This is a genomic window from Methanolobus sp. WCC4 (genome assembly GCF_038022665.1).
Classification (GTDB): domain Archaea; phylum Halobacteriota; class Methanosarcinia; order Methanosarcinales; family Methanosarcinaceae; genus Methanolobus.
In genome coordinates this window covers 1788715-1813006 of sequence record NZ_CP150629.1, presented here as the reverse complement: position 1 = coordinate 1813006, position 24292 = coordinate 1788715, and the positions used below count along the sequence as shown (strand labels likewise).

Below are 24292 nucleotides of genomic sequence, written 5' to 3'. Positions count from 1 at the left end.
TTTGATAAGAGAAAGGACCAGACTCATATTCGCAACAGGGATTGTCATCCTTGCAGGCATTGTTGCTGTAAGTACCCTCCTGCAGGAAGCACCTGTGGTCATACAGATAGAAGGTGAATCTTTTAAGATCATTGAGATTCCTTATTCGTATACGACTGGTGAAGCCTACATGCTGTTACTGTGCGGTCTTTTCTCAGGAATGGCAGCATTTCAGATACTGACAAGCCTGAACATCCGTCCTTTTACACACGAGGTACCCTCACCAATGGATACTGCGATCCCTGACACCATACCACACAACGAAGAGGAATGGATCATACCTGCACCTTCAAAGAACATGGAACAGGTCCTCCTCATGGCTCTTGAAGGAGATGAGAAAAGGACCGTCCGTACAATTGTGGATAACGACGGACAGATGCTCCAGAACGAGCTTGTCAATCGTCTCGATTTCTCCAAGGCCAAGACATCAAGGATCCTGTCCAATCTTGAAAGGAAAGGCATTATCAGCAAGCAGAAATACGGGCTGACTAACTGCATCTCACTGACCGAAAAGATAAGGGGTGAGAACAGATGAGAAAAGAGCTTCCACTAATTGTGTTAGGGATCATCCTGATCTCTGTCATAATATGGTGGCATTATGACAGCAATGTCGACGTCAGTATCACAGGGATAAATGCACCCCGAACTCTGGGGGTAGATACTATCAGAACTGACCACATGAATGAGATCGAGGTCATCATACAGAACAACGAACTAAAGCCAGTTGAAATAAAACTTGAAACAGAAAATGCTTTTGTAAATGCAGACGGTGAGAGTGTTGATACTTTCATTGTTTTTGGAAGAGAGAGTGGTGGGTCCCATTACAGCGACTACATCTCAACACAGGACAAGATAAAACTTGAACCTGGAGAGAACAAACTGAGCCTTTTACTTGGATATAAGGTAACAGGAGAGCAGAATGTCCATATCAGAATTGTGAACAACGAGATCATTCTTGACGAAGGATCCTTCACTGTCGACGTCATGCCTCCTGAACTTTCTGTTGAACTGGATTACGATATGACAACAGAGGAAGAGCTGGAAGTTTACAATATAGATGCTTATGTGTTGAACATCGGCCTTGGCAGGGCTGAGAATGTAGAAGCGAACCTGAGTATAATAGATCCTGAAACAGGTGAAGTGATCTCATCAGAGATAAGGAACATTGTGGTTCCTGCATATTCTAAAAGTCCATTCAGCACATGGCATAACTCTCCTGACGGGATCATTGAACTGAGTACAGGAGAGAATTCGGACGAGAATTATATGCCAGCTCAGGCAGTGGTCAAAGGAAGAAAAGGAGAACAATATATTGTGAGACTCACTGCGGTCTGGCATGATAAGACAGTTGAGAAACAGATAATGATACCAGAGAATAGCTCCGCAAAGGAGGTTGAACTATGAAAGGAACTTATTATCCGGTACTAAGAACTGTCGGATCATTGCTAATGATCACAGTTTTTATTTTTGGAGGGATTGTTGCAGGTGCTTGTGCTTCCGATGAACATGATGCCATTGATGTTAGTAATATTAGTGATAAACAGGTAACTGAAAGCCCCATTATCTTTTCATCTGTCATAGAACATTTTGGATTCCTATTAGATAACAACCAGAATGATAATGTTACACGATGGATCGAGATTCTGGAAGACAGATCAGAGAACGAATACAACCGGTCCCGTGCTGCCTTCAAACTGGGTGATTCAGGAGACAGCAGAGCTGTAAAGCCATTCCTGAAGATTATTGAAGATGATGGAGAACCCGACCAGATAAGGGAATTTGCTACTGAGAATCTTGGTAAGGTAGGAAGTAAGATGCATACAGATATGCTGATTGAAATGTTAGATGAAGAACCATTGAGAGCAGGAGCAGCTATTGCCCTGGGGCATCTTGGAGATAAAAAAGCAGTCGATCCCCTTATGAGCATACTGGCTAACCAAAGTCAGCCAGAATATATGCGCGAACATTCAATAAGATCGCTTGCTCAAATTGGAGATGAAAGAGCAGTTGAATTGCTAATTGAATCTCTTGATGATGATTCGAAATATATTACGAGCCAGTCTGCATGGGCTCTTGGAGAAATTGGAGATGAGAGGGCAATTGAGCCTTTAACAGACATGCTGGATAAAGAATATGAGTTTTCTGTTACAAATTCGGCCGAAGCTCTCAAAAAATTAGGAGCGCCTGTTGAAGATATGCTTATTGAGAATCTTGATGAGCGGAACACTGATGTCAGGATTAACTCAGTCTATGCACTTGGCCTGGTAGGAGAAAAGGATGCTTACAATGCACTTCTGAAAATTGCAGAAGACAGAACAGAAGATGAAGATGTGCGAAGAGCTGCTATTTCATCCCTTGGAAGATATGAGAACAAAGATGCCATAGAACCTCTTGTAAAAATACTGGAAAATGAACAGGAAAAAAGAAGTGTAAGAACCAGAGTTCCACGGACATTGATGAACATTGACGGGGATGAGGCAATTCAAATTCTGGCCAGGAATCTCGAAATTGAGGATATGGAAGTACGCTTAAGCATCCTGTCTGCATTCAGAAGATCCGAGGATGAAGATAAGGAAGAACTATCAATAGCTTTCGAACCAGTTGCAGATATTTTACTGAATGATGATGATTGGACTGTGAGGAAGCAAGCTGCAATGATCCTTAAAGACATAGCTGGCGAAAAAGCCTCTGACTATTTACCTCTGGCACTAAATGACGAACATGATGATGTCAGGTATGTTGCAGCAATGAATCTTGTAGACATAGCAGACGAAAATTCAACCGATCCATTGATAGAAGCCCTCAGCACTGAAACCTCTGAGCGGACCCGGATTATGATTACACGTGCACTTGGACATACAAATGATGACAGGGCTGTGCCAACCCTAATTCAACTGATGCAGGATAGAGAAGAATACCTGTATGTGAGAATTGATGCTGCAGAAGGACTTGGCATCATTGCAGACAAAAAAGCAACAAATCCATTGATCCAGATACTTGGAAACAGCGATGACTCACCAGAATTGAGAAAAGCAGCAGCTATATCGCTTGGACAGATCAATGACCCTGAAGCAATAGGGATTCTCAGCATAATATCAAATGATGAGAACGAATATCCTGTGATAAGACAGAGTGCAGAGCAGGCATTAAAAAATATACAGGAGACATAGGTTTCCTGCACTTCTATTTTCTTACTGAAAGTCCTCTAAAATTCATCATCCTGAGAATAGCTTCGTCCCAGTTTCAGGGCAAGTTCCGCTTTTTTAAGCTCCTGACCCAAATATGCAGCATGTTCCATCCTTGAGACAAGCTCCATTCTAAGAATGGTATCCATGACCTCACGTGCAGTATTGCCGACTATCGAAGCATTGTCGTGTTCGGCAAGGATCTGTCCTCCTTTCATTCCTGAAGGTTCAGGAATTATACTAACTCTGATACTTCCCTTTGGATCAACTGTCCACATCTTACTTTTCTCTGCATGGACGAAAGTTTCAGGGAGAACGGAATCTGTACGTCTCCTTTTCTCTTTAGCCTCGATAAGGTCGATACCAAGGTCCTTTGGAGAACTTTCACGCTCCCTTGCAAGCATCATCATCTGAGAAGCCCGCTTCAGTTCGTTGATAGAACCCTGTGTCTTGTTGCTGTACTCGGGAGTGAAGAGAATGCTTGCACCAAGGTCGGCACCTATGCCACAGAGTGTTGCATTCACACCTGTGGAATCAGCATCAATGAGCTCTGTCACATTGCCGATACCAAAGAATACCGGAATATCAGGATTCTGATCATGGAACTCCATGTACCTGACAATGGAACCTCCTATGCCGTGTCCTATTGGGTCAAGGACAGGATCAGCTATGACCTTCTTTATTCCGGCCTCACGGGCGAGTTCAATATTCCGTATGAGACTATCAAAGCCCTCACCCTGATCAGGGATAACAACAGCAGGCACTCCCATATCTGCAATGCGTGGACCAACGATTGATATATTGCTGCTATCAAGGCTCAACACAAGATCTATGCCACTGTCAAGGGCTGCATTGATGAGTGCCGGGTCAAGTGTATCGATACTCACCGGAAGGGAGGTCGTATCACGGGCGATCTTCACGGCGCGGCGCACATCCTCAGGAGTGGCGTGCAGGGATGCACCAAGATCGATCATATCAGCACCTTTCTTCTCAAAGCTGTTTATCATCAGGGCAAGTGCCTCGGGGTCGAGTCCGGTGGCATCCACAACCTCTGCCAGTACTTTCATACGGGAATTGCCACCCACCTTCATGTCACCCAGTTTCATGGTTACAACAGCAGTATCCTCCAGTTCCCGGACCTTCTCAAGAGCCATCCCCCTTCGGACATCCGCAAGTAGCTCACAGGCAGGCACTTCTGTGGAGAACTCCATCTTCCCCACAAAAGGAAGTACAAAACCAAGGTCATAGGCATGCTTTGGACCAAGTCTTATATTGCATCCGAGTTCAGCTTCGGCCTTTGAGAAATCACCGGCCACAAGGCCAGGGATGAAAATAAGGTCATAGTCAGGATCTTCGACATGCTGATCAATGGCAGCAAGCAATTTGCGAGGGGTGATGAACGCAGCGACCTTCGTATCTGCAACAACGATATCAGCAAGGTCGCCAACTGCATTTCTTACAGTCTGTTCAGCAAGTGTGCCTGTAGCTATGAGAATATTCATGAGTGGAAATAGCAGTGAAAGTAAAAAAGAATATCTGCCGGTCAGGAAAAGACCGGCATGTCCGGCATATACCGGACAGCTTGCTTTAAATTCAGTGGATAATGTCGATTATAGAACCGCCATTGTTCTTTGAATGGATAGGCTCTACTACAGAACGGGTTGTCCTGTTGACCGGGGTTGTTGCACGCCTGTACTGACGTGGTGCCTCTGCCTGAGCAGGTTCACGAGCGCTCTCGTATGATATACTACTGCACTGTGGCTGTCCAAGGATCTGTGCTGACTGGACACCTGTCATGATGGCCATTACACGCACCTTACCCTCATACTCAGGAGTGATACGTGCTCCCCAGATCACATTTGCGCTGGATGAGAGCTCGTATGTGAGTGAAGCAGCGATCTCCTCAGCTTCCTTGAGACTGAGGTCTGGTCCGCCTGTGATGTGTACAAGACTGCCTGTTGCGCCTCTGTAATCCACATCAAGGAGTGGGTGATTGAGTGCTGCACGAACGACATCATCGCTCTTGTCCTGGTTCTTGCTCTCACCTACAAGCATAACTGCAACGCCACCACAGCCCATGATAGCCCTGATGTCTGCATAGTCGATGTTGATGAGTGATGGTTGTGTGATGGTCTCTGTGATTCCCTTTACGGTCTCAGAGATGATCTGGTCCATTACTGAGAATGCCTGGTCTATTGGAAGGTTAGGCACATACTCAAGGAGTCTGTTGTTGTCAAGCACGATAACGGTATCTGCGGCACGGCGGAACTCTTCAAGTCCCTCTTCTGCCTTTACTGCCCTTGCCCTCTCAACCCTGAAAGGACTGGATACCATACCTACGACGATAGCTCCCTGTTCCTTTGCCACCTCAGCGACCACAGGTGCGACACCGGTACCGGTTCCTCCACCCATACCAGCTGTAACGAAAACAAGGTCTGCATCCTTGAAGATCTCCTCAAGGGTGCCGCGTGCGAGTTCTGCTGCCTTGGCACCTACTTCCGGATATCCACCTGCTCCAAGACCACGTGTCAGTGTCTTGCCCACAAGGATCTTCTTGTCTGCACGAATAAGGTCAAGGTGCTGCTTGTCAGTGTTTATTGCCACTGTCTCTGCGCCCTCGATACCCATGTTATAAAGTCTGTTGATAGTGTTATTTCCTGCACCACCGCATCCAACGATCATTATCCTTGGCTGCCCAAGGATATCGAATTGATCATCAGTAACAGCTAGTGAACGGCGGTACTCTTTCTCTTTCTCTGTGTGTTTTAACGCTTCCTGAACTATTGATTGCACTTTCATCCCCTCACGGATATATTGCATTTCGGTATAGTGTACTTGTTTTTTAGTTGTTGCTCGAATTAACTGTAACCATTCATCAACGTTTATCAACGTTTCGGAGTTCTGTAATTGCTATATTTCCCTTATTCTTTTTATACTTATCCTTTTATGCAAGTTGGAATTGACATTCGGTCACATCATTGGTAGCACCGGAAAACAACCTGCCTCAAATAGCTGCTCCTGGAACATTCCAACCGACCCGACCGATCCAACCTGCCCATGTACAAAGAAACAGGTACAAACGCGGACATACGTCTGCGTTATACATTTAAAGATACCACTATATAAGTTTAACCTAACAAATTATTATATTTATAAGCACCATATAATTATGCACCCCGGCGATTCAACATATTTTCCTGCTTGAAAATTTATATATGCCTTTCGTACGTAACATGACAAACATATATACCAGATTAAAAGAATTAGAACCTTATTCGATCAAACTATAAAGTCGGAGAGTTTTTTTGGACGGAACAAACATTGCCTTTACACTCTTTATCCTTTACTGGCTGGCTGTGATACTGCTGGAAAGAAAAGGTATACTGCAAAAGTATAACATAAGCACATACGGCCCTGTCCTGATGATAAGGACAACACATGGCCTGAAACTTCTGGACAAGCTTGCCATTCCAAAGAAGGCCTGGCGGCTCTATGCGGACATAGGTATCAGACTAATGTTCATCGGAATGATAGCAATGTTCTTAGTAGTGATACTATCGGACATTGCCATGCTGTCATCCATTGGAGATAACTCCATGCCTGAACCCGGAAAGTTCAACGAGGCAAGGAACATCTTCCTTATACCGGGTGTCAATGAGTTCATACCACTCACATGGGGGATCATCGCACTTGTTGTGACCCTCATTGTGCATGAATTCTCACATGCCATACTCTGTCGTGTAGAGGACATCAGGGTCAAATCCATGGGAGTGCTGCTTGCAGTGGTCCCGATAGGTGGTTTTGCCGAGCCCGATGAAGAAGAGCTCTTCGGGAAGAAAGAAGAGAAACTCGATGACCGGGATGATCCATACGGGGACCGACGCCTTGGAATAATCATTGATGATGAAGCTGAAAGGATCGAAGAAAAAAGCAAAGAGAAGGTCATAAACACAGATGAGAAGATCGCCACACGAACACAGAGGGCACGCATACTTGCAGCAGGTGTAATGGCCAATTTCGTGGTGGCGCTTATAGCTTTCACTTTACTGTTCGGACCTGTGCTGGGTGCAATGTCACCTCTGGGAGACACCATGATAGTCGATGTCCATGAGGACAGTCTCGCCTACAGCTCCGGGCTCAGGGAGAACATGGTGATCACACAGATAGATGACACGCCGATAAATAATGTAAACGATATGCTGGGATATCTCGAAGGACTAGATGCGGGAACCACGGTAATGGTCCATGCAGCGTCGGACCGGGTAATAAGCGTTTACGAGGCCGATGTCACAGACCCGGACATAGAACCTTCAGGGATCACGATCCAGAGCATCGTCGAGGATTCGGCGGCAGCAGCAGCAGGAATTGAAGCCGGCACCATTATTAAATACATAGATGGTAGCCCCATACGTTCATACACCGATTTCCAGGCCATAATGAATTCCTCCGTACCCGGACAGGAGGTTATCGTTGACATCGGAACCGAGGATACGGAAGGTACGACGCAATATAATGTGACCCTGACACAACATCCTGATGTTGATACAAAGGGTTTCCTTGGTGTTGTCACAAGTTATGACGGACAGGTTGCTACGTCACTTGGAATAACTGTTGGAGAATTCCCTGCAACCGCATATCTCGAACTATTTAAAAGTATACCACAGATGCTGATGAGTATCGGTGGATGGTTACTCCTTCTGGGACTACCTATAATAGGCTTTGCAGGAGAAGGATTCCCGGGATTCAGCGGAACCCTGGCACAGTTCTATGAACCTGTCGGCTGGGCAGAACCTTTCGGAATAGGGGTATTCTGGCTTGCTAATGCACTCCTGTGGATAGGATGGCTGAACTTCTACGTAGGACTTTTCAACTGTCTCCCTGCTGTACCCCTTGATGGCGGACACGTGTTCAGGGACTACCTGAATGCACTTATACTCAGGATAACAGGAGATGAGGAAAGAGCAGAGAGCATATCCGCACGCATAACAGGAACCTTTGCAGTGGTGATACTCATGTCTTTCCTGTTCATGATATTCGGACCATACTTTGTACATGGTTTCTGATATCATCCCACAACACGGCATAAGAACGAACAAAAGTGGTGATCCAAATGAAAATAAAGCATCTCTGGCATAAGACCCTGATGAGAACTGTAATGGGAGCTTTTGCGATCATACTGTTCTACATGCTTCTTTTCATGAGAATAATGCTCTATGAAGGACAGACCCAGCATGTGAACCTTGTTGATGCTTTCTACTGGGTGGTCACCACTCTCACGACCGTGGGATACGGGGATATAATAGTAACATCGGATCTTGGCAAATTCTTCGCAGTATTCATACAGCTATCAGGGATCCCTCTTGTTTTCGGGGTATTCTTCACCCTTATGATCATACCCTGGATGGAAAATATGATCCATTCCAACATACCCACAAGGGCTCCGAAGAAACTAAGTGATCACATAATAATCTGTGGTTATAACAGACTTATAGAAACACTTATCGAGGAACTGAAGGAGAATGATGTCCCCTACATCCTGATAGAGGATGAACCGGAACTTGTAAGGGACATGTTAAAAAAGAACATTCATACCATATTAGGTGATGTGTATGAAGAAGAGACGCTTAACTCTGCAAATATCAAAGAAGCACAGTTCCTTATTGCCAACCGTTCGGACGAGATGAATGCAAATATCATCCTCACCGCCCGCAATATAAGTACTGACCTGAACATAATAGCCATAGTAGAGGACAGGTCCAATAAGAAGTATCTGAAATATGCCGGTGCAACCAGTGTCGTCTCACCAAAGGAGATGTTCGGAAGATTCATCGGAAGGAAAGCTGCAGATCCCTTTGTCAACAGACTGACAGGAGCAACCGAGTTCTTTGAAGGCATCAGCATCGTGGAACTGCCCATATACCCGAAAAGTCCCCTTATAGGGAAGACCATGAAAAATGCTGCCATCAGGGAAAAGACTGGCGCCAATGTCGTTGGTATGTGGAAAGGAGGCAGCCTTACATTCTTTATCAGACCTGATGATGTCATTAAGGATAATTCCGTCCTGCTTGCAATAGGCTACACTGAGCAACTGTCTCACCTGAAAAAGTTGACACAACACATGGGGTGAAGTTCAATGGAAAATGAGACAAAAATTGGAGATGTAGTGGTACTCGGATGCGGAGATGTGGGCAGAAGGGTTGTGGAGACACTCAAATACACCAATATCAGATTCTCAGTGGTTGATTCCAATGAACTGAGCTTTGAAGGTGCTGATCATGACTTTGTTGTTGGGAATGCAACAGATGAAGAGATACTCATGGAGGCCGGGGTCCCGACTGCCTCCACGGTCATCGTATGCCTTAATGACGATACAGATGTCATGTTCGCCACACTCATTACAAGAGGACTTAATCCTAAGTCCACTATTATAGCCAGGGCAAATTCCTACAGGTCGATCGACAAGATATACAAGGCAGGTGCCGACTATGTTGCCGCACTGCCTATCGTTGCCGGCCAGATGCTTGCAAAGATGACATCTTCCTGCCTTATCAACTCATGCAATAAGATGGACGAGGATATCATGCTGTATGAAGGCATAGATATCGAGAAGCACAGGGTCACCGGTGACAGGGACCTTGCGAACAAGACCATCGTGGACATCGACCTGAGAAACAGATTCGGGTGTACTATCATAGGTATTGAGAGAGATGGAAATATCATTACTGACATACTGCCATCAATAGTTATCCAGAAGGGGGATATCGTTGCTGTTGTGGGTGGAAAGGAAGAGATAGCCCGTTTTAAGGAAAAGTATGTAAAGGTGAAGTGACACTAAGGAAGGACCACCTTTACGGATAATTACCAATGCAAACGATCATTCTTGCTCTCATCGTGTTCTGTTCATCTTCATTCTTTTCGATGATCGGACTGGGAGGAGCCATATTCTATGTACCGTTCCTTTACTGGCTTACCGGTGATTTCATCTCATCGGTCACAATAGCACTACTTTTGAACATAGTCACATCCGGTTCGGCAGCGATCACATATATAAGGAAGAAAATGGTGGACTTCAAGGTAGCTATTCCTTTTATAGTCGCATCCATGACAGGTGCTCAGGCGGGAGCACATCTCACCAAGATAGTACCGATCGAGGCCCTTCTTCTTGTATTCTCCCTGTTGATGCTCTTTGTGGGAGAGGAGATGATATTCTCCAGGGCACAGTTGTTGTACAAGGATAAGCACATAGGAGAGAATAAAAGATACCTCTTGATAGTTATCGCAGGTTTCCTGATAGGAATGGTGGCAGGTATGCTTGGAGTAGGCGGAGGTACATTTGTTGTACCACTTCTGCTTGTACTGGGATTCACTATAAAGAGAGCAGCAGCAAGTTCCGGGTTCATAGTGCTGTTCACATCCCTTTCAGCGTTCATCGCACATGCAAGCTCATGGAACCAGGACCTGCATATGCTGGCTATCCTGGCAACGGCCTCGTTCTTTGGTGCACAGATGGGATCCCACCTGATGCACAGCAAGATCCACCCGGAGACACTGCAGAAGATGTTCGGCATCATACTCTGGATCATGGCACTTAAAATGCTGTCAGGAATGCTGTGATAAGTATTTTACCATGAATGATAGAAACCTTTAATACAGGATGTGGCAATCAGTAGTTGTTTTGCGGGCCTGTAGGGTAGCCAGGATATCCTGATGGGCTTCGATGTGACCATATGGTCCGGAGATACCCATCGACTCGTGTTCGAATCGCGGCGGGCCCGTTCTTATTTTGATATTAGACCTTGAAAGAAGGAAAAAAGATTGGAAAATATATTTCAAAAAAAGTAGTTATGACCGATCAAAGGAGATCGATCTCAAATCCAACAACAGGTTGTCCAAGTCCGAAATTAACGATAACCTGAGGGAACAGTTCTCCCATGACACCTATCTTCTTCCCGTCAACGATGATATCGGCCCTTCTTCCTTCCATGAAAGCCGGGTCATCAGACTCAACAACTTCATATTCCACCATTCTTTCACGCATGAGAGCCTCGACGAGTTCCCTTACCTCGGTGAAATTAGCCTGTGCGTTGATGGAAACACCTGCAAGGTGAAGACCGTTCTTGCCATTGATGACAACATCCCCTGCCTCGAAGATACGCTGCGGAAGTTCCCTGTGCTGGTTCATGGAAAGGATCTCCATTAGATTTGGCAGTATGGTGGTCCTGACCATTGTCTGGTCCTCACTTATCGGATGCAGGACATAGGTCACATCATCCGTCTTCTCCCTGCACATCCATTCGAAATGGACCCTTTCGCTTGTAAGTGTGAAAGGCATGACCTGTAAATATCCAAGACCTGTCATGATCTCACGCATATCCGCACTGATGTCGGACAGCATGTGGGACTTGCCCACAGTGGCATTCATAGGGAATACCGCAGGGATCTTATCAAAACCATAACCCACTGCTATATCCTCGATGATATCCGGGTTATCAAGGATATCTGCTCTGTAGCGTGGGACCTGTACCTCTATACGTCCATCCTCAAGTTCCTTTGCTCCAAAGCCCATCCTGTTGAGCTGCCTGACAATCTCATCAGCAGGAAGTTCCATACCGATAAGTCCGTCGATCTCTGACCTTTCCAGAACCCTTGTCTTTGCACTAAGGTCAAGAGGGATCTCCTCCTCACCATCTGCGGTAATGACCTTCACATACTCGATCTCACCGCCGCGCTCTGCAAGTGCCGTTGTGACGATGTTAAGGGCTGTGTAGACCTCATTGCTGAGTCCGGTGACATCCACCAGAAGGTCAGTTGTTTCCTCGGTGACCATTGTGAGAGTACCGTTGATTATAGGCGGGAAAGAAAGCACATTGTCATTGGCATCAAGAATAAGAGGATACTTGTCGAATCCATCAAGGATACTTGCGAAGCGTGTTCCCTTCGGATGTTTCTCAAGGATCTCCGTCATTGTCATAGGTTCTGTGAAATCCAGGGGAACGAAACTAAAATCAGGATCTGCTGCAATATAGCGGAAAGGAGCCTGCACCTTTGAAAGGTCATGAACACCTATGGACACCTTCTTACGGTCACGTCCGAGACCCCAGTGAAGGGATTCCTGAAGGTCCATGAGCGTCTTGATGGAACTGGAACTGAACCTGACACCACGTACGACAGCACATCCAAGCACAGGACGTACGGACTCTATTGCCTCATCCTTTGTTATCTCTATTGTATAGGGTTTGACCTCATATTCGCAGAAACCGGGTTCGATATCAAGGAAACCACGCAGTGCACGTGCAACACCTTCCACACTATAAAGGTCAGGACGGTCAGGGAAGAACTCGATATCTATGGACTCCTCTTCAATGCGCTCTATATCTGCCCCTATCATGGGTATGCGCTCTATAATGGTATCTTTGTCTGTTCCGGTTAATTGTTCAAGGTCATCGTATGGTAGGGTAATGATCGGCATCGGTGTTTCCTCTTTCCTTCCCTGTTCTCTTTATATGGTCTTGCAGAACATATCCAGCTTTCCATTTAATGTTTTTGTTCAGATGCCGGTTCCACTGGAACGAAAGTAAGAAAGTATGGTCAGGGAAGTATGACCATTCACATCACATTGAATGTAGTAAGGAATCTTCCTGCCACAATAAGCATCATCCACATCACAGGTTCACATGCTGCATATACATAGGACATATAGTTCTTCTTTGACCTGATCACTTTATTGATGTAACCCACACCATAATAGAAGACAGGAATGACAGCTGTGGCCATAAAAGGGACCATCCCGATGACCACACATGCTGCAATATAGAATATGGACAAAAGATTTACCAGCCTCAGTATGAGAGAACATCTCTTTTCACCGAACATAGCAGGGACCGTCAGAAGTCCCTCTGCCCTGTCACCTTCAACATCCCTGACATCAAAGAGTATCTGGATATTCATCATCCTTATGAAAATGAAAATTGCAAGCATCAAAGCCCCGTAAGTAACAGGTAATGAATAATATACAAAAACAAAAAGGACCATGAAGGCCCAGACGATCGATACGAAGATATTCTTAAAGGCAGGTATCTTCTTTGTGAGCTTCTTGAAATAACCGCCATAAAGAAGACCCAGTGCCAGAATGAGCATACCTGTTAAAGTGGTCAGGACATTAGAAAAGGCAAAAAGAGAGATGACTAAAAGAACAGAGGCTCCAATGACCATGCACATACTCCTGTTCTTACATTGAAGATAACTTGCACGTGTACTGTTGGTCAGTTCATCCGAGGGAGCACCACTGGAATAGTCATAGAGGTATATTGCATAGAACATCAGATATGAAATAGCCAGTATATCCCAGCCGAAAGGTATCCCGAACAATGTAGCACACATTATCACCACAGCAACGGAACCAGTGGCGAAGAGATGGCCACCAAATACAATCTCTTTCCATAGAAGCCCGAAAAGCTTCAGAATATCGGTTCTAAACCCCGGACAGGGACAGACTGTATGTACATTGGATGCCATAAAATAAAGTAATTTTGTACATTGATGTTAAACCAATGAATATAAAAATACATTAATAATAAATTTTATGTACATGTAGTATATACTTATGTACATACATAATGAGCCAGAATATCAATAACAAGAAAATGATCAAAGGCAAAAGGAAAAATGGAACTGATCATAGAGATCAGAACCACACGCCCGGACAATAACTTTAATAACCATTATAATTATAATATCCTTATGATATTTATATTGGCCTTTGATCATATCACAAAGGATCAGAGTGTCAGCACTATGCATCAGACGGTGAAACAATGGACGATGCTCAATTAAATGCTTCAGAGAAGGTAGAAGGCGACGGGGAAAAGGATGATGGCATGCAGGAAGATGAATTAGTTGAGAATGAAACATCGGATGATGAGACCACAAGTATCCTGGAAGAGATATCCAGAATAAAAGAAGATGAAGAGAAATTCGAAAAGGATTTTGCACATATCCTGGATAAAACCGCTATAGATACTTCTGAAGATGACTCTGAGGAAGAGGATGAGAACACCTCCACTGAAGAAGACGATGCTTCTGAAAACAACATCCTGGAAGAAGAGGAAGACCTTGAGATAGGCATACTGCTTCCAAGATCACCAAACTTCGGTCCTCCAAAAAAGCCACTCATTGACATAAAGGATGAAGAAGAGGAAGAAACTTCTGAGGACATGGATGAGGACATCTCCATTGATGAAAAGGAAGAGGAGAAAGAGATCACTCTTCAACCTGAAGAAGAGAGCGAAGTGGGCGAAGACACGTCCGAAGAACCAGAACTGCTATCAGATGCCGGAGATGAAGTTGAAGCTGAGAAAGCAGTAGCGGATAAAGAGGAAAAAGGGGAACCGGGTGTTCTTGATAAGATCAAACAACTCTTCAAGCAAAAGGAGATGGTGATCGAACCCTATGACCCTGAAGTACACGGACCTATCACGGAATTCAAGGGTGTTGAAGGATACGAAGAGGTCGAACGTTACTGGGTGAACGAACCCTATGCATTCATTGTCATCCTGTACAACGAGGACAAGAACAATCATCTATACTACATAGTAGAGCCGGAACTCACCGATTTCGAGACAACTTTCCTGAATGAGATAAAGGACAGGCTCAGGGATGTACTCCTTGTAGAGGATATCGACGAGGAAGAAGATGACAGGGAAGCTGTCCTTGACTCGAAGATAAGATCGATAATCCAGGATTACGCTATCGAGATAACACCTGATATGCTCGAAAAGATATCATACTATATCAAGAGGGATTTTGTCAGGTTCGGAAAGATAGACGCACTTATGATGGACGATTCCATTGAAGATGTATCCGGTAACGGTCATGACGTACCTATATTCCTTTACCACAGGGCGCACCACAACATTGCCACCAATGTTGTCTATCATGAGGATGAACTGAACTCGTTCATCATCCAGATGGCACAGAGAAGTGGAAAACACATCTCGGTAGCAGAACCAATGGTAGATGCGACCATGCCGGACGGTTCAAGGATACAGATGACCCTGGGTACAAGCGTTACCGCACACGGCAGTACATTCACCATCCGTAAGTTCAGCGATACACCGATAACACCTGTAGACCTCATCAAGTGGGGTACATTCTCGTCAGAATCCATGGCATACCTGTGGCTCTGTATCGAGAACAACAAGAGTCTTATCTATGCCGGAGGTACAGCATCCGGTAAAACATCATCACTTAACGCGGTCTCACTTTTCATTCCTGAAAAGGCCAAGATCATCACCCTTGAGGATACAAGGGAACTCAAACTGCCTCATCCGAACTGGATCCCGAGTGTTACAAGGGATTCTTTCACCGCAGATGAGAGAGGTGCAGTTGATATGTACGACCTGCTAAAGGCAGCACTCAGGCAGAGACCTGAATTCCTGCTTGTAGGTGAAGTGAGAGGTAAGGAAGCACTTACGCTCTTCCAGGCGATGTCCACAGGTCACACGACATTCTCCACTATGCACGCGGATTCAGTAGCATCTGCTATCCACAGACTGGAGAACCCGCCGATCAGTGTCCCTCGTACCATGATCCAGGCACTTGATATCATGAGCATCCAGTCCCAGACATATTCCAAAGGAAAACGTGTCAGAAGGAACATAAAACTGGTAGAGATCATCGATATCGATCCGAACACAAGGAACATCAGGACAAATGATATCTTCGTGTGGGATTCTGAGTCCGACATGTTCATCCGTACCGGCGAGTCAAAGGCGGTCTTCGACATCAAGATGAGACGTGGCTGGAACCAGGGTAAAGTGGATCAGGAACTGTACTACCGCCAGAAGATCCTGGAACACATGGTCAACAATGGTATCAACGATTTCCAGGAGATATCCGACATTATCAACGCTTACCAGTCGACACCTGAAAAGGTCCTGAGGAAACTTGGACTGGAATGAGAGCCGGTGAGAACATGACCGAGACCGAAGAAACTCCTGAAGAACTGATCGGGAACGATCTTGAAAATGTCGTTTCAGATGAGACTCCGGACATTCAGGAAACTGTTACGGAAGATGTCGACAAAGGCAAGAAGAAAAGATCGAAGAGACGAAAAAAGAGTTTCGATATCGACAATTACACTAAGACCATACTTATATACATAAGTATCCTGAAAAGGATCCCTTTCACCCTTATAGGTGATAAGATCCAGGCCAGAAAGGAAACCTATGAGAATCTCCAGAAGCAACTGAACCAGGCCCGTATCCCCATCTCACACGAGATGTACATATCAGATACGATATTCTATTCCATTGCAGCAGGTATTATAGGTGCGATCATCGGTCTTTTCCTTACATATACTGTGATCGTACTGGTTGGATTACCGGACCAGATAACTAATCTGACATTTGGTCCAAGGATGGCGCCACTCCTTGCATTCAAGGAGATATTCCTTGGAGCATTCATAACCATAGTGTTCATGATAGGAATGGGCGGAGTGGTCTATGCACTTTTCATGCTCCTGCCGGGATTGCAGGCAAGCGAGAGGAAAGGAAAGATAGACATGCAGCTTCCTTATGCTGTCACTTTCATGTATGCTCTGAGCAAGGGTGGAATGAACATCATCGATGTGTTCAGGGCCATTGCAGATTCAGAGGACACATACGGTGAAGTGTCAAAGGAAGTCGATTCCATTGTTAGGGACATGGACTATTTCGGACACGACCTCAGGACCGCACTTACCAATGCCTCTGAGATAACACCATCCGACAGGTTCCAGGACCTTATGTACAACCTTCTCACTGTTATCGACAGTGGAGGGAATATCCCGAATTATTTCCGTGACAAGTCAGAGCAATACCTTATCAAGGCAGAAGTGGACCAGAAAGGTTTCCTTGAAACACTGGGTCTTCTTGCAGAATCCTATGTGACCGCATTTGTGGCAGGCCCACTGTTCATTATCATCATGGGAGTCATGATGGCTGTAATGGGCTCAGGGACAGGCACAATGGTCTATGCCATCATCTACGCAGTACTTCCAATAGGCTCCATCATGTTCGTTGTTATGATCAGCATAATAACACCGACGGAGATGGGAGAACCGAAGCTACTTCCTACGAATGAGACACTGGACCATGGCATACCTGATGTCCCAAAGTACCTCGAACAGGTCTACGATGAGAACGGAGAGCTTATCGATGAGACCGAGGACAAGGTCCGTAACAGAGGATACTTTGAAGGTTTCATCGGGTCCAAGAAGACACTCTCACTCAAAAGGATAATACAGAACCCCCTTTCACCGATGTTCAGGAACCCGCTAGCATCACTGGCCATCACAATACCTATTGCGATACTTGTGATCATGCTACCATTGCTCATGAACATCAACAGGCTTCAAACTCTTCCACTCCTTGTGGATTTCGTTGATGACCTCATAGTATTCGCATTGTTCATAGTCATCATCCCGCTTTCGATATTCCATGAGATAAAAGCAAGGAAGAAGAGAAAGCTTGAAAGCAATTTCCCGGATTTCCTCAAGAAGCTTGCCAGTACCAATGAGACCGGTATGACCCTCAGGGATTCTATCAGGCTCATGGCAAAGTCAAAGACAGATAACCTCAGCAGCGAGATCAGGAAGATATGGAATGACATCTACTGGGGACTTGAGATCAACGACGGGTTGATAAGGTTCGCAAACCGCCTGAGAACACAGGTCGTCACAAGGTCACTTTCACTTATCACCAAGGCAAATGAATCCAGTGGTGATATCGGGGAAGTGCTTATGGTAGCCGCAAGGGACGCAGCCTCAGAGCAGAGTATGAGAAGGGAACGTTCCATGAGCATGATGATCTACATCGTTATCATCTATATCTCATTCCTGGTGTTCGTTGGTGTTATCTTCGTCATATCCACCACCTTCCTGACAGAGATGGCAGAAGCAGGCCAGCGGATGGCAGAGTCAGGTTCATCATCCGGAGGATTCCTTGGTAACTTCGACCTTGAGGTATACACACGTCTCTTCAAGCATGCAGCCATCATCCAGGGACTCAGTTCAGGACTCATGGCAGGTGCAATGGGAGAAGGCAGTGTTATGTCAGGACTCAAGCACTCCACCATAATGATAGCCATTGGTTACACGATATTCACATTGTTCATCTGAAACCTCTGGCAATTACCTTTTTTAGGATTGAAGGCATCTGATATTGATAGTTGATACCAGGAATGGATAAGATGAAGATAGCCGGAATTGATGAAGCTGGAAAAGGACCGGTCATAGGACCCATGTGTGTCGGAGGAGTACTTATCGATGATGCGAAGGTAAATACACTGAAGAACCTTGGCGTGGCAGACTCGAAGAAGATAAGCAAGAAGAAAAGACCCCAGCTTGCCGGCCAGATAGAGAAGTACTCGGATAACGTGTTCATATTTGAGATATCAGCCAGTCAGATAGATGAACTGAGGACATTAATGAGCATGAATGACATCATGGTGGTCGCATTCTCTAAAGTACTCGGACAGCTTCATCCAGAGACCGCCTATGTTGACGCTGCAGACGTGAACGAGGAGAGGTTTGGCCGACGACTCCTTGAAGAGTACAGGAAGACATCTCCTGAGAAAGCAGATGAACTGACGATAGTCTCAAAGCATCAGGCTGATGCCACCTATCCTGTAGTATCCGCTGCTTCGATCGTAGCGAAAGTCCGCAGGGACGAGTTGATAGAAGAGCTCAAAGCAGAATATCAGGTGGACTTTGGAAGTGGTTATCCTTCCGACCCGAAGACAAAGAAGTTCCTTTCTGAGTGGTATGAAGAGAATGGTGACCTGCCTGATTTCGTGAGGCATTCCTGGAAGACTGCAGAGAATATAATGCAGACAGAAGGTTCTGATAAGGACTGATCGTCAGGGAACCGGAATATCAAAAAGTGAAAACAAAATAAAAAAAGTAAAGGAAAAAGAATCACTTGTTGGAGATGAACTCCACCATTGATTCGAAGACTTTGAGGCCATCCTTTGAACCGAGTATTTCCTCGGATGCTCTTTCGGGGTGTGGCATCATACCAAGTACGTTCTTCTTGGCGCTTACGATACCTGCGATGTTCTCCTGTGAGCCGTTAGGGTTTGCCTCGTCGGTCAATTTGCCTTCCTTATCGACATATCTGAAAGCTACCTGACCATTGTCCTCAAGGCTTGAAAGTGTGGCTTCGTCCGCATAGAAGTTACCTTCCATGTGAGCGATAGGGATGCTTACAACCTCACCCTTCTTGAACTTAGAAGTGAAAGGTGTGTCCGTTGTCTCGACCCTGAGGTATGTTGGTTCGCATCTGAACTTAGGATACTCGTTGGTTGTCAGTGCACCTTCAAGGAGTCCTGATTCCGTGAGGACCTGGAAACCATTGCAGATACCAATAACAGGTTTGCCTTCTGCTGCGAGTTTCTTGACGGATGCCATTATCGGCGTACGTGCTGCGATCGCGCCTGCCCTGAGATAGTCACCGTATGAGAATCCTCCAGGGATGACGATACCTTCGAAGCGTTCCAGACTTTCTTCCTTGTACCATACAAGTTCAGCGTCAACTCCGAGAACGTCCTTCAGGACGTGCAACACATCAAGGTCACAATTGCTTCCACCAAACTGTACAATACCGATGCTCATTGTAGTTCCCTCAGGGATATAGCATAATTGTGGATGATCGGATTAGCGATAAGTTTCTGGCACATCTCCTCGACGGTTTCCCTTGCGTCGTGGATGTTCTCTGCCTGAAGGTCGATGGTGTACTTCTTTGCTGTCCTGACACTATCGGTCTCGTATCCCAGGTGTTCAAGTGCCCTTTTAATGGTTGTACCTTCAGGGTCAAGCATACCGGTCTTAAGTTCAATGGTTACATCTGCCTGATATTGCATTTGGAATCCTCATCTCTCATTTGATGATATTAATATGATGTCTATAATTATAAGATATTATAAGATAAACTCAGCCCTAAATAATAACGCCTGATATTATAACCTTTGCATTGAAAGCATTATCCTCTGATCTTTTTGTACAGATCCCTGCATCTTACGCAAGTTCCTTCTTTGCATGGATCACACGCTGTACAATTGTTATGTGCGTAAGGACAACTATGATCAGAATGGACTCACCAAGGTAACCTGTAAGTGCACCCAGAATAAGAAGCATCATCCTTTCCGGCCTTTCAGCAATGCCTACATTCATGGCGCTGGCACCTGCGGTCTCTGCCCTTGAACGTACATAGCTCACAAGATAGGATCCGATCATAGCGAATGCGACCCAGAGCCATAAAGGAATCGAGAGAAGTGTTGTCTGTGTTATAGTGCCTGAAATGGTCCCATAGATGATACCCACAAAAATGATAGCATCGGCATAGCGGTCACACACGGAATCCAGCACTGCGCCAAAAGAGGTCATGCATTCCTTTGCCCTGGCAACGGCACCATCGATCATATCGAAGAACCCGCTGAAGAGGATCAACAGAGCACCACCCAGGAGATCACCTTTAGCGAACTGATATGCAGCCCAGGCACTGATAAGCAGACCAATGATAGTCAGTGAGTTTGGAGATAACGGCACCCATCTTACAAACGGTAATATCGATTCCCTTACTGCATTCTTCTGGTCATTGAACATGTGATCCTGATCCTTTTTATTCTGTAAGCTCTTAGAAGTTCTTTCTATTTCAGGTATTGCCCTGTGGTCTGAACGGGTTCACATTATGGATCCAATATATCATCATAATGATGCTCATTAGACAGTACAGTGAAGATAACATTATATAGCAGATCGAGAAATCATCAATTGTAGATACAATACGAAGGGTCGTAACAGATTGTACGACCCCATGATTTGCATGATCATCTGTGTATTATGTTTCTGCAAAAAACATACAGAGGCAATGAAATGAAGACTGAGCGCAAGATACTGGTTTGCGAGAACGGAAAGCTGGTACTCAAGAAAATATCACTGGCATACAAGGGTTCCGGTGGCGAGACAGCCTACCTGTTCGAACCTGAGAAGAAGGTTGAGAACAAAATGGAAAGCTTTTACGAGCATATTGAGAACAACTTCCTGCTCATAGGTCTTCTTAAAAAGGTCGATATGTCACCACTCAGCAATGAAGAGGTCAAAGCCCTGATGCACAAGAAACACGAAAAAGAAGAACGTTTCCTTGATGCCGGGAGAACTCGAGGATACAAGCTCGGTGTCGACATGGACCCGGATGATATCCTGAGGTTCTACATATCACTTACACCTGAACAGCGTGTTGCTCTGGAATGCAAACCCTGAGCATCTCTTTTTTTATTTTTAGTCCTCTCTTTTCTCATTCATTTCTGATTATCCTTAAATTTAAATGTTGACTGTTTTCAGTCCCTAAGCCATTGCTATTATTTTATATGTACTCAAAGCCTTTATCAGGCTGGAATGCCCTTCTAACCAAAAATACATCCACCAGTTGAAAATATGTGCTCTATTACAGGTTTTTTTGATAACGACAATGCAGTTGAACATACACTCAGTGCCCTTGAGATAACAAAGAACAGAGGACTTGACGGGATAGGTATCCACACTGGAACAGGCCTTTACCGTGCAAAGACCGTTGACCTGCTCGACATAGAGAGTAGCGGTCAAATGAATGTTCTCGGACATCGCCTGCATTCCATGGTGAACTTCGTACTCCAGCCAATAGCATATAAGGGAACGATCGTTGCAAACTGCGAGATCTACAACTGGAAAGAACTTGGAGAAAAATATGGCATCGATGCAGAGAACGATACCGACCTGCTGATACAGCTCATCGAGAAACGACTTGGTGATGCGGGAACTGATGCAGCCTCAGACAACGATACAATGAAGGTCATCGATAAGGTGCTGAAAGAGGTCATCGGTGTCTACGCTTTCGCTTACTGGATTGATGATGCGGTATACATCGCCAGAGATATCGTCGGCATAAAACCGCTCTGGTACAGCAGTTCGACGGGATTCGCATTCGCCTCGGAGAAGAAGGCACTTGCAAGGAACGGATATGCAGATATCAAAGAACTCAACCCCAGGGAGATACTGGCCTACAGAATAGACAGTAATGGCATTGATACAACTGATAACTCTGGTAACATTGAGAAATACAACCGTGAGTTCTTCTCAATTACTCCAGAGCATGAGGGTAGCATCGATGAAGTAGAAGCGAAAATGCATGAGCTTCTTGAAGATGCGGTTTCCATAAGAATGCCTGAAGAGAAGTTCGGAATACTCTTTTCCGGCGGTCTCGACTCGACCATAATCGCATACATGTGCAAAATGATGGGAAAAGAACCCGGAGTTGACTTCACATGTTACACCGCAGGTCTTTCAGGAGTACAGTTGCCACCGGACATCGAGTATGCCAAAAGGATGGCAGAGGAACTTGGACTTGACCTTAGGATCAAGACCATAGGTCTGGAAGAGGTTGAGGAATATCTCAAAGATGTGGTCCCGCTTGTTGAGGACAGTAACGTACCAAAGGTCGGTGTTGCACTCACCATGTACGCAGCATGTGTCGCTGCAAAGGAAGATGGCATCAGGGTCATGTTCTCAGGTTCCGGCGCCGATGAGGTATTCGCGGGCTATGACCGTCACAAGCGCTCCACCGACATTGCAAGGGATTGTTATGCAGATGTACTGAAGATCTACGAGAAGAACACCTATCGTGACGATGTCGTCTCTATGAACAACAACATAGAGCTGCGTGTTCCTTATCTTGACAAACATTTTGTGGACTATTGCCTGAAGATCCCACCGGAATACAAGATAAACGAGGAACAGAACAAACTCATACTCCGCATGCTTGCAGATGAGATAGGCATTCCATCCGATGTCAGCCAGCGCAGGAAACAGGCCGCCCAGTACGGTAGCAGGTTCGACAAGGCCATCGGTAAACTTGCAAAGAAGGCAGGATGTAAGACAAAAACAGATTACCTGAAGCAGTTCTACGGAAAGCCAAACCTGAAGCTTGGAGTATTGTTCAGTTCAGGCAAGGACAGCAACTATGCCATGCATGTGATGCAGCAGCAGAATTATTCCATTGAGTGCCTTATCACGATCAAGAGCCAGAACCTTGATTCATATATGTTCCATACCCCTAACATCGACCTTGCACGTCTGCAGGCAGAGGCAATGGAAATGCCACTGATCGAAGAAATGACAAAGGGTGAGAAGGAGAAGGAACTTGATGACATGAAAAGAGCCATCATCCGTGCCAAGGACGAGTTCGGAATCGAAGGAGTTGTCACCGGTGCCCTCTATTCGAATTACCAGCGTGAGAGGATAGAAAGAGTATGTGACGAACTCGGGCTGAAGGCTTTCTCACCCCTGTGGCACATCGACCAGGAAAAAGAGATGTACCAGTTACTTGACCTCGGATTCGAGTTCATTTTCAGCAGTATAGCCGCTTACGGCCTTGATAAAAACTGGGTCGGACGTATCATCACCGAGAATGATATTAAGAAGCTCGTCAAGCTCAACGAGAAAATCGGCCTGAACGTAGCAGGCGAAGGCGGCGAGTTCGAGAGTTTCGTGACCGACGGACCGATGTATCACAAAAAGATAGAGATCAGGGAAATGGAAGTCATTGAGCGGGATGAGTACACTGCAAAGGTGGTTATTAATGATGCAGTGTTGGTGGATAAGGATTGATATCCACCACTACCAATACATATTATTCTATGGTTTCATAAATTCTTGGCTCTATATAAGTCCTGCAAATTGTAACTTTAATGCCAGCAATTTTCAATAACTGCACTATTTCAATAATCTTCAGGATGGAAGTCTGGGTATGTGCCGCCTGCGGCGGGTAGTTGCATTGTTCTTTGTGTGTGATTATTTTTGTAGGACTAGCGAAACAAAAAGACACAGATAACAACAAGTTTGACTAATCGGAAGTCAGCAACTAAAACAGTCCCGAAGGGTCCCGGCGAAGCCGGCACGATTCGAAAAATGAATGAAATGATATATTTGTTTAAACTTTACTTATGCACTCTAGTAAGGAATTCTACAGAGCCAAAGTACCTTTTTTCTGCTACCT

General features: G+C 45.3%; 19 protein-coding genes and 1 tRNA gene. 13 read left to right on the top strand and 7 right to left on the bottom strand.

The features are described 5' to 3' along the window. Position 1: 1 nt before the first annotated feature. The 3 genes from V7O63_RS08695 to V7O63_RS08685 are packed head-to-tail and all read left to right on the top strand — an operon-like array spanning position 2 to position 3209. On the top strand, positions 2–574 hold the full coding sequence (locus V7O63_RS08695) for a hypothetical protein (protein WP_340818053.1): 573 nt from the start codon (positions 2–4) through the stop codon (positions 572–574). Then, a complete protein-coding gene (locus V7O63_RS08690; RefSeq protein WP_340818052.1) occupies positions 571–1443 on the top strand; it encodes a hypothetical protein in 873 nt (290 codons plus the stop codon). The genes V7O63_RS08695 and V7O63_RS08690 overlap by 4 nt, the downstream gene beginning before the upstream one ends. Beyond that, positions 1440–3209, top strand: coding sequence for a HEAT repeat domain-containing protein (locus V7O63_RS08685; RefSeq protein WP_340818051.1), 1770 nt, complete (start codon positions 1440–1442; stop codon positions 3207–3209). The genes V7O63_RS08690 and V7O63_RS08685 overlap by 4 nt, the downstream gene beginning before the upstream one ends. Positions 3210–3244: 35 nt before the next feature. On the opposite strand, the gene V7O63_RS08680 is transcribed toward V7O63_RS08685, so the two are convergent. After that, complete coding sequence (locus tag V7O63_RS08680) at positions 3245–4726, bottom strand: dihydropteroate synthase-like protein (RefSeq protein WP_340818050.1); 1482 nt, start codon at positions 4724–4726, stop codon at positions 3245–3247. 91 nt (positions 4727–4817) lie between these two features. Then, positions 4818–6017: a cell division protein FtsZ gene (gene ftsZ / locus V7O63_RS08675; protein ID WP_340818049.1), complete on the bottom strand. Its 1200-nt coding sequence runs from the start codon at positions 6015–6017 to the stop codon at positions 4818–4820. A 512-nt stretch (positions 6018–6529) separates the two neighbouring features. Between ftsZ and V7O63_RS08670 the strand changes: the two genes are divergently transcribed. The 5 genes from V7O63_RS08670 (at position 6530) to V7O63_RS08650 (ending at position 10999) form a co-directional block, all read left to right on the top strand. Further along, complete coding sequence (locus tag V7O63_RS08670) at positions 6530–8287, top strand: site-2 protease family protein (protein ID WP_340818048.1); 1758 nt, start codon at positions 6530–6532, stop codon at positions 8285–8287. Positions 8288–8334: 47 nt separating this feature from the next. Beyond that, positions 8335–9351, top strand: a complete 1017-nt coding sequence (locus tag V7O63_RS08665) for a potassium channel protein (protein WP_340818047.1) — start codon at positions 8335–8337, stop codon at positions 9349–9351. A 6-nt stretch (positions 9352–9357) separates the two neighbouring features. Next, on the top strand, positions 9358–10053 hold the full coding sequence (locus tag V7O63_RS08660; protein WP_340818046.1) for a TrkA family potassium uptake protein: 696 nt from the start codon (positions 9358–9360) through the stop codon (positions 10051–10053). A gap of 35 nt (positions 10054–10088) precedes the next feature. Beyond that, complete coding sequence (locus tag V7O63_RS08655; protein ID WP_340818045.1) at positions 10089–10838, top strand: sulfite exporter TauE/SafE family protein; 750 nt, start codon at positions 10089–10091, stop codon at positions 10836–10838. A 65-nt stretch (positions 10839–10903) separates the two neighbouring features. Further along, a tRNA-Arg gene (locus tag V7O63_RS08650) sits at positions 10904–10999 on the top strand. Between the two features lie 77 nt (positions 11000–11076). Here the strand turns inward: V7O63_RS08650 and pheT are convergent. After that, positions 11077–12693 (bottom strand): phenylalanine--tRNA ligase subunit beta, encoded by a 1617-nt coding sequence (pheT, locus tag V7O63_RS08645; RefSeq protein WP_340818044.1) that lies wholly within the window; start codon positions 12691–12693, stop codon positions 11077–11079. Positions 12694–12830: 137 nt separating this feature from the next. Then, complete coding sequence (locus V7O63_RS08640; RefSeq protein ID WP_340818043.1) at positions 12831–13739, bottom strand: UbiA family prenyltransferase; 909 nt, start codon at positions 13737–13739, stop codon at positions 12831–12833. Between the two features lie 299 nt (positions 13740–14038). On the opposite strand from V7O63_RS08640, the gene V7O63_RS08635 reads away from it, so the two are divergent. From V7O63_RS08635 to rnhB, 3 genes are all read left to right on the top strand, one after another. Next, complete coding sequence (locus V7O63_RS08635; protein ID WP_340818042.1) at positions 14039–16183, top strand: type II/IV secretion system ATPase subunit; 2145 nt, start codon at positions 14039–14041, stop codon at positions 16181–16183. A gap of 14 nt (positions 16184–16197) precedes the next feature. Continuing rightward, the gene (locus V7O63_RS08630) at positions 16198–18381 is read left to right on the top strand and encodes a type II secretion system F family protein (protein WP_340818041.1); all 2184 of its coding nucleotides are present in this window, start codon (positions 16198–16200) and stop codon (positions 18379–18381) included. Positions 18382–18452: 71 nt separating this feature from the next. Continuing rightward, positions 18453–19118, top strand: a complete 666-nt coding sequence (gene rnhB, locus V7O63_RS08625) for a ribonuclease HII (protein WP_340820830.1) — start codon at positions 18453–18455, stop codon at positions 19116–19118. A 61-nt stretch (positions 19119–19179) separates the two neighbouring features. Here rnhB and purQ read toward each other — a convergent pair whose 3' ends face one another. The 3 genes from purQ to V7O63_RS08610 form a co-directional block, all read right to left on the bottom strand. Then, positions 19180–19875 carry a phosphoribosylformylglycinamidine synthase subunit PurQ gene (gene purQ / locus V7O63_RS08620; protein ID WP_340818040.1) on the bottom strand — a complete coding sequence of 232 codons (696 nt, stop codon included), beginning with the start codon at positions 19873–19875 and terminating at the stop codon, positions 19180–19182. Further along, a complete protein-coding gene (purS, locus tag V7O63_RS08615) occupies positions 19872–20123 on the bottom strand; it encodes a phosphoribosylformylglycinamidine synthase subunit PurS (protein ID WP_340818039.1) in 252 nt (83 codons plus the stop codon). Before purS ends, purQ begins: the two co-directional genes overlap by 4 nt. 154 nt (positions 20124–20277) lie before the next feature. Then, the gene (locus V7O63_RS08610; protein WP_340818038.1) at positions 20278–20865 is read right to left on the bottom strand and encodes a CDP-alcohol phosphatidyltransferase family protein; all 588 of its coding nucleotides are present in this window, start codon (positions 20863–20865) and stop codon (positions 20278–20280) included. 270 nt (positions 20866–21135) lie between these two features. On the opposite strand from V7O63_RS08610, the gene V7O63_RS08605 reads away from it, so the two are divergent. Further along, a complete protein-coding gene (locus tag V7O63_RS08605; RefSeq protein WP_340818037.1) occupies positions 21136–21522 on the top strand; it encodes a hypothetical protein in 387 nt (128 codons plus the stop codon). A gap of 174 nt (positions 21523–21696) precedes the next feature. After that, positions 21697–23904 (top strand): diphthine--ammonia ligase, encoded by a 2208-nt coding sequence (locus V7O63_RS08600; RefSeq protein ID WP_340818035.1) that lies wholly within the window; start codon positions 21697–21699, stop codon positions 23902–23904. The last annotated feature ends 388 nt before the right edge of the window (positions 23905–24292 follow it).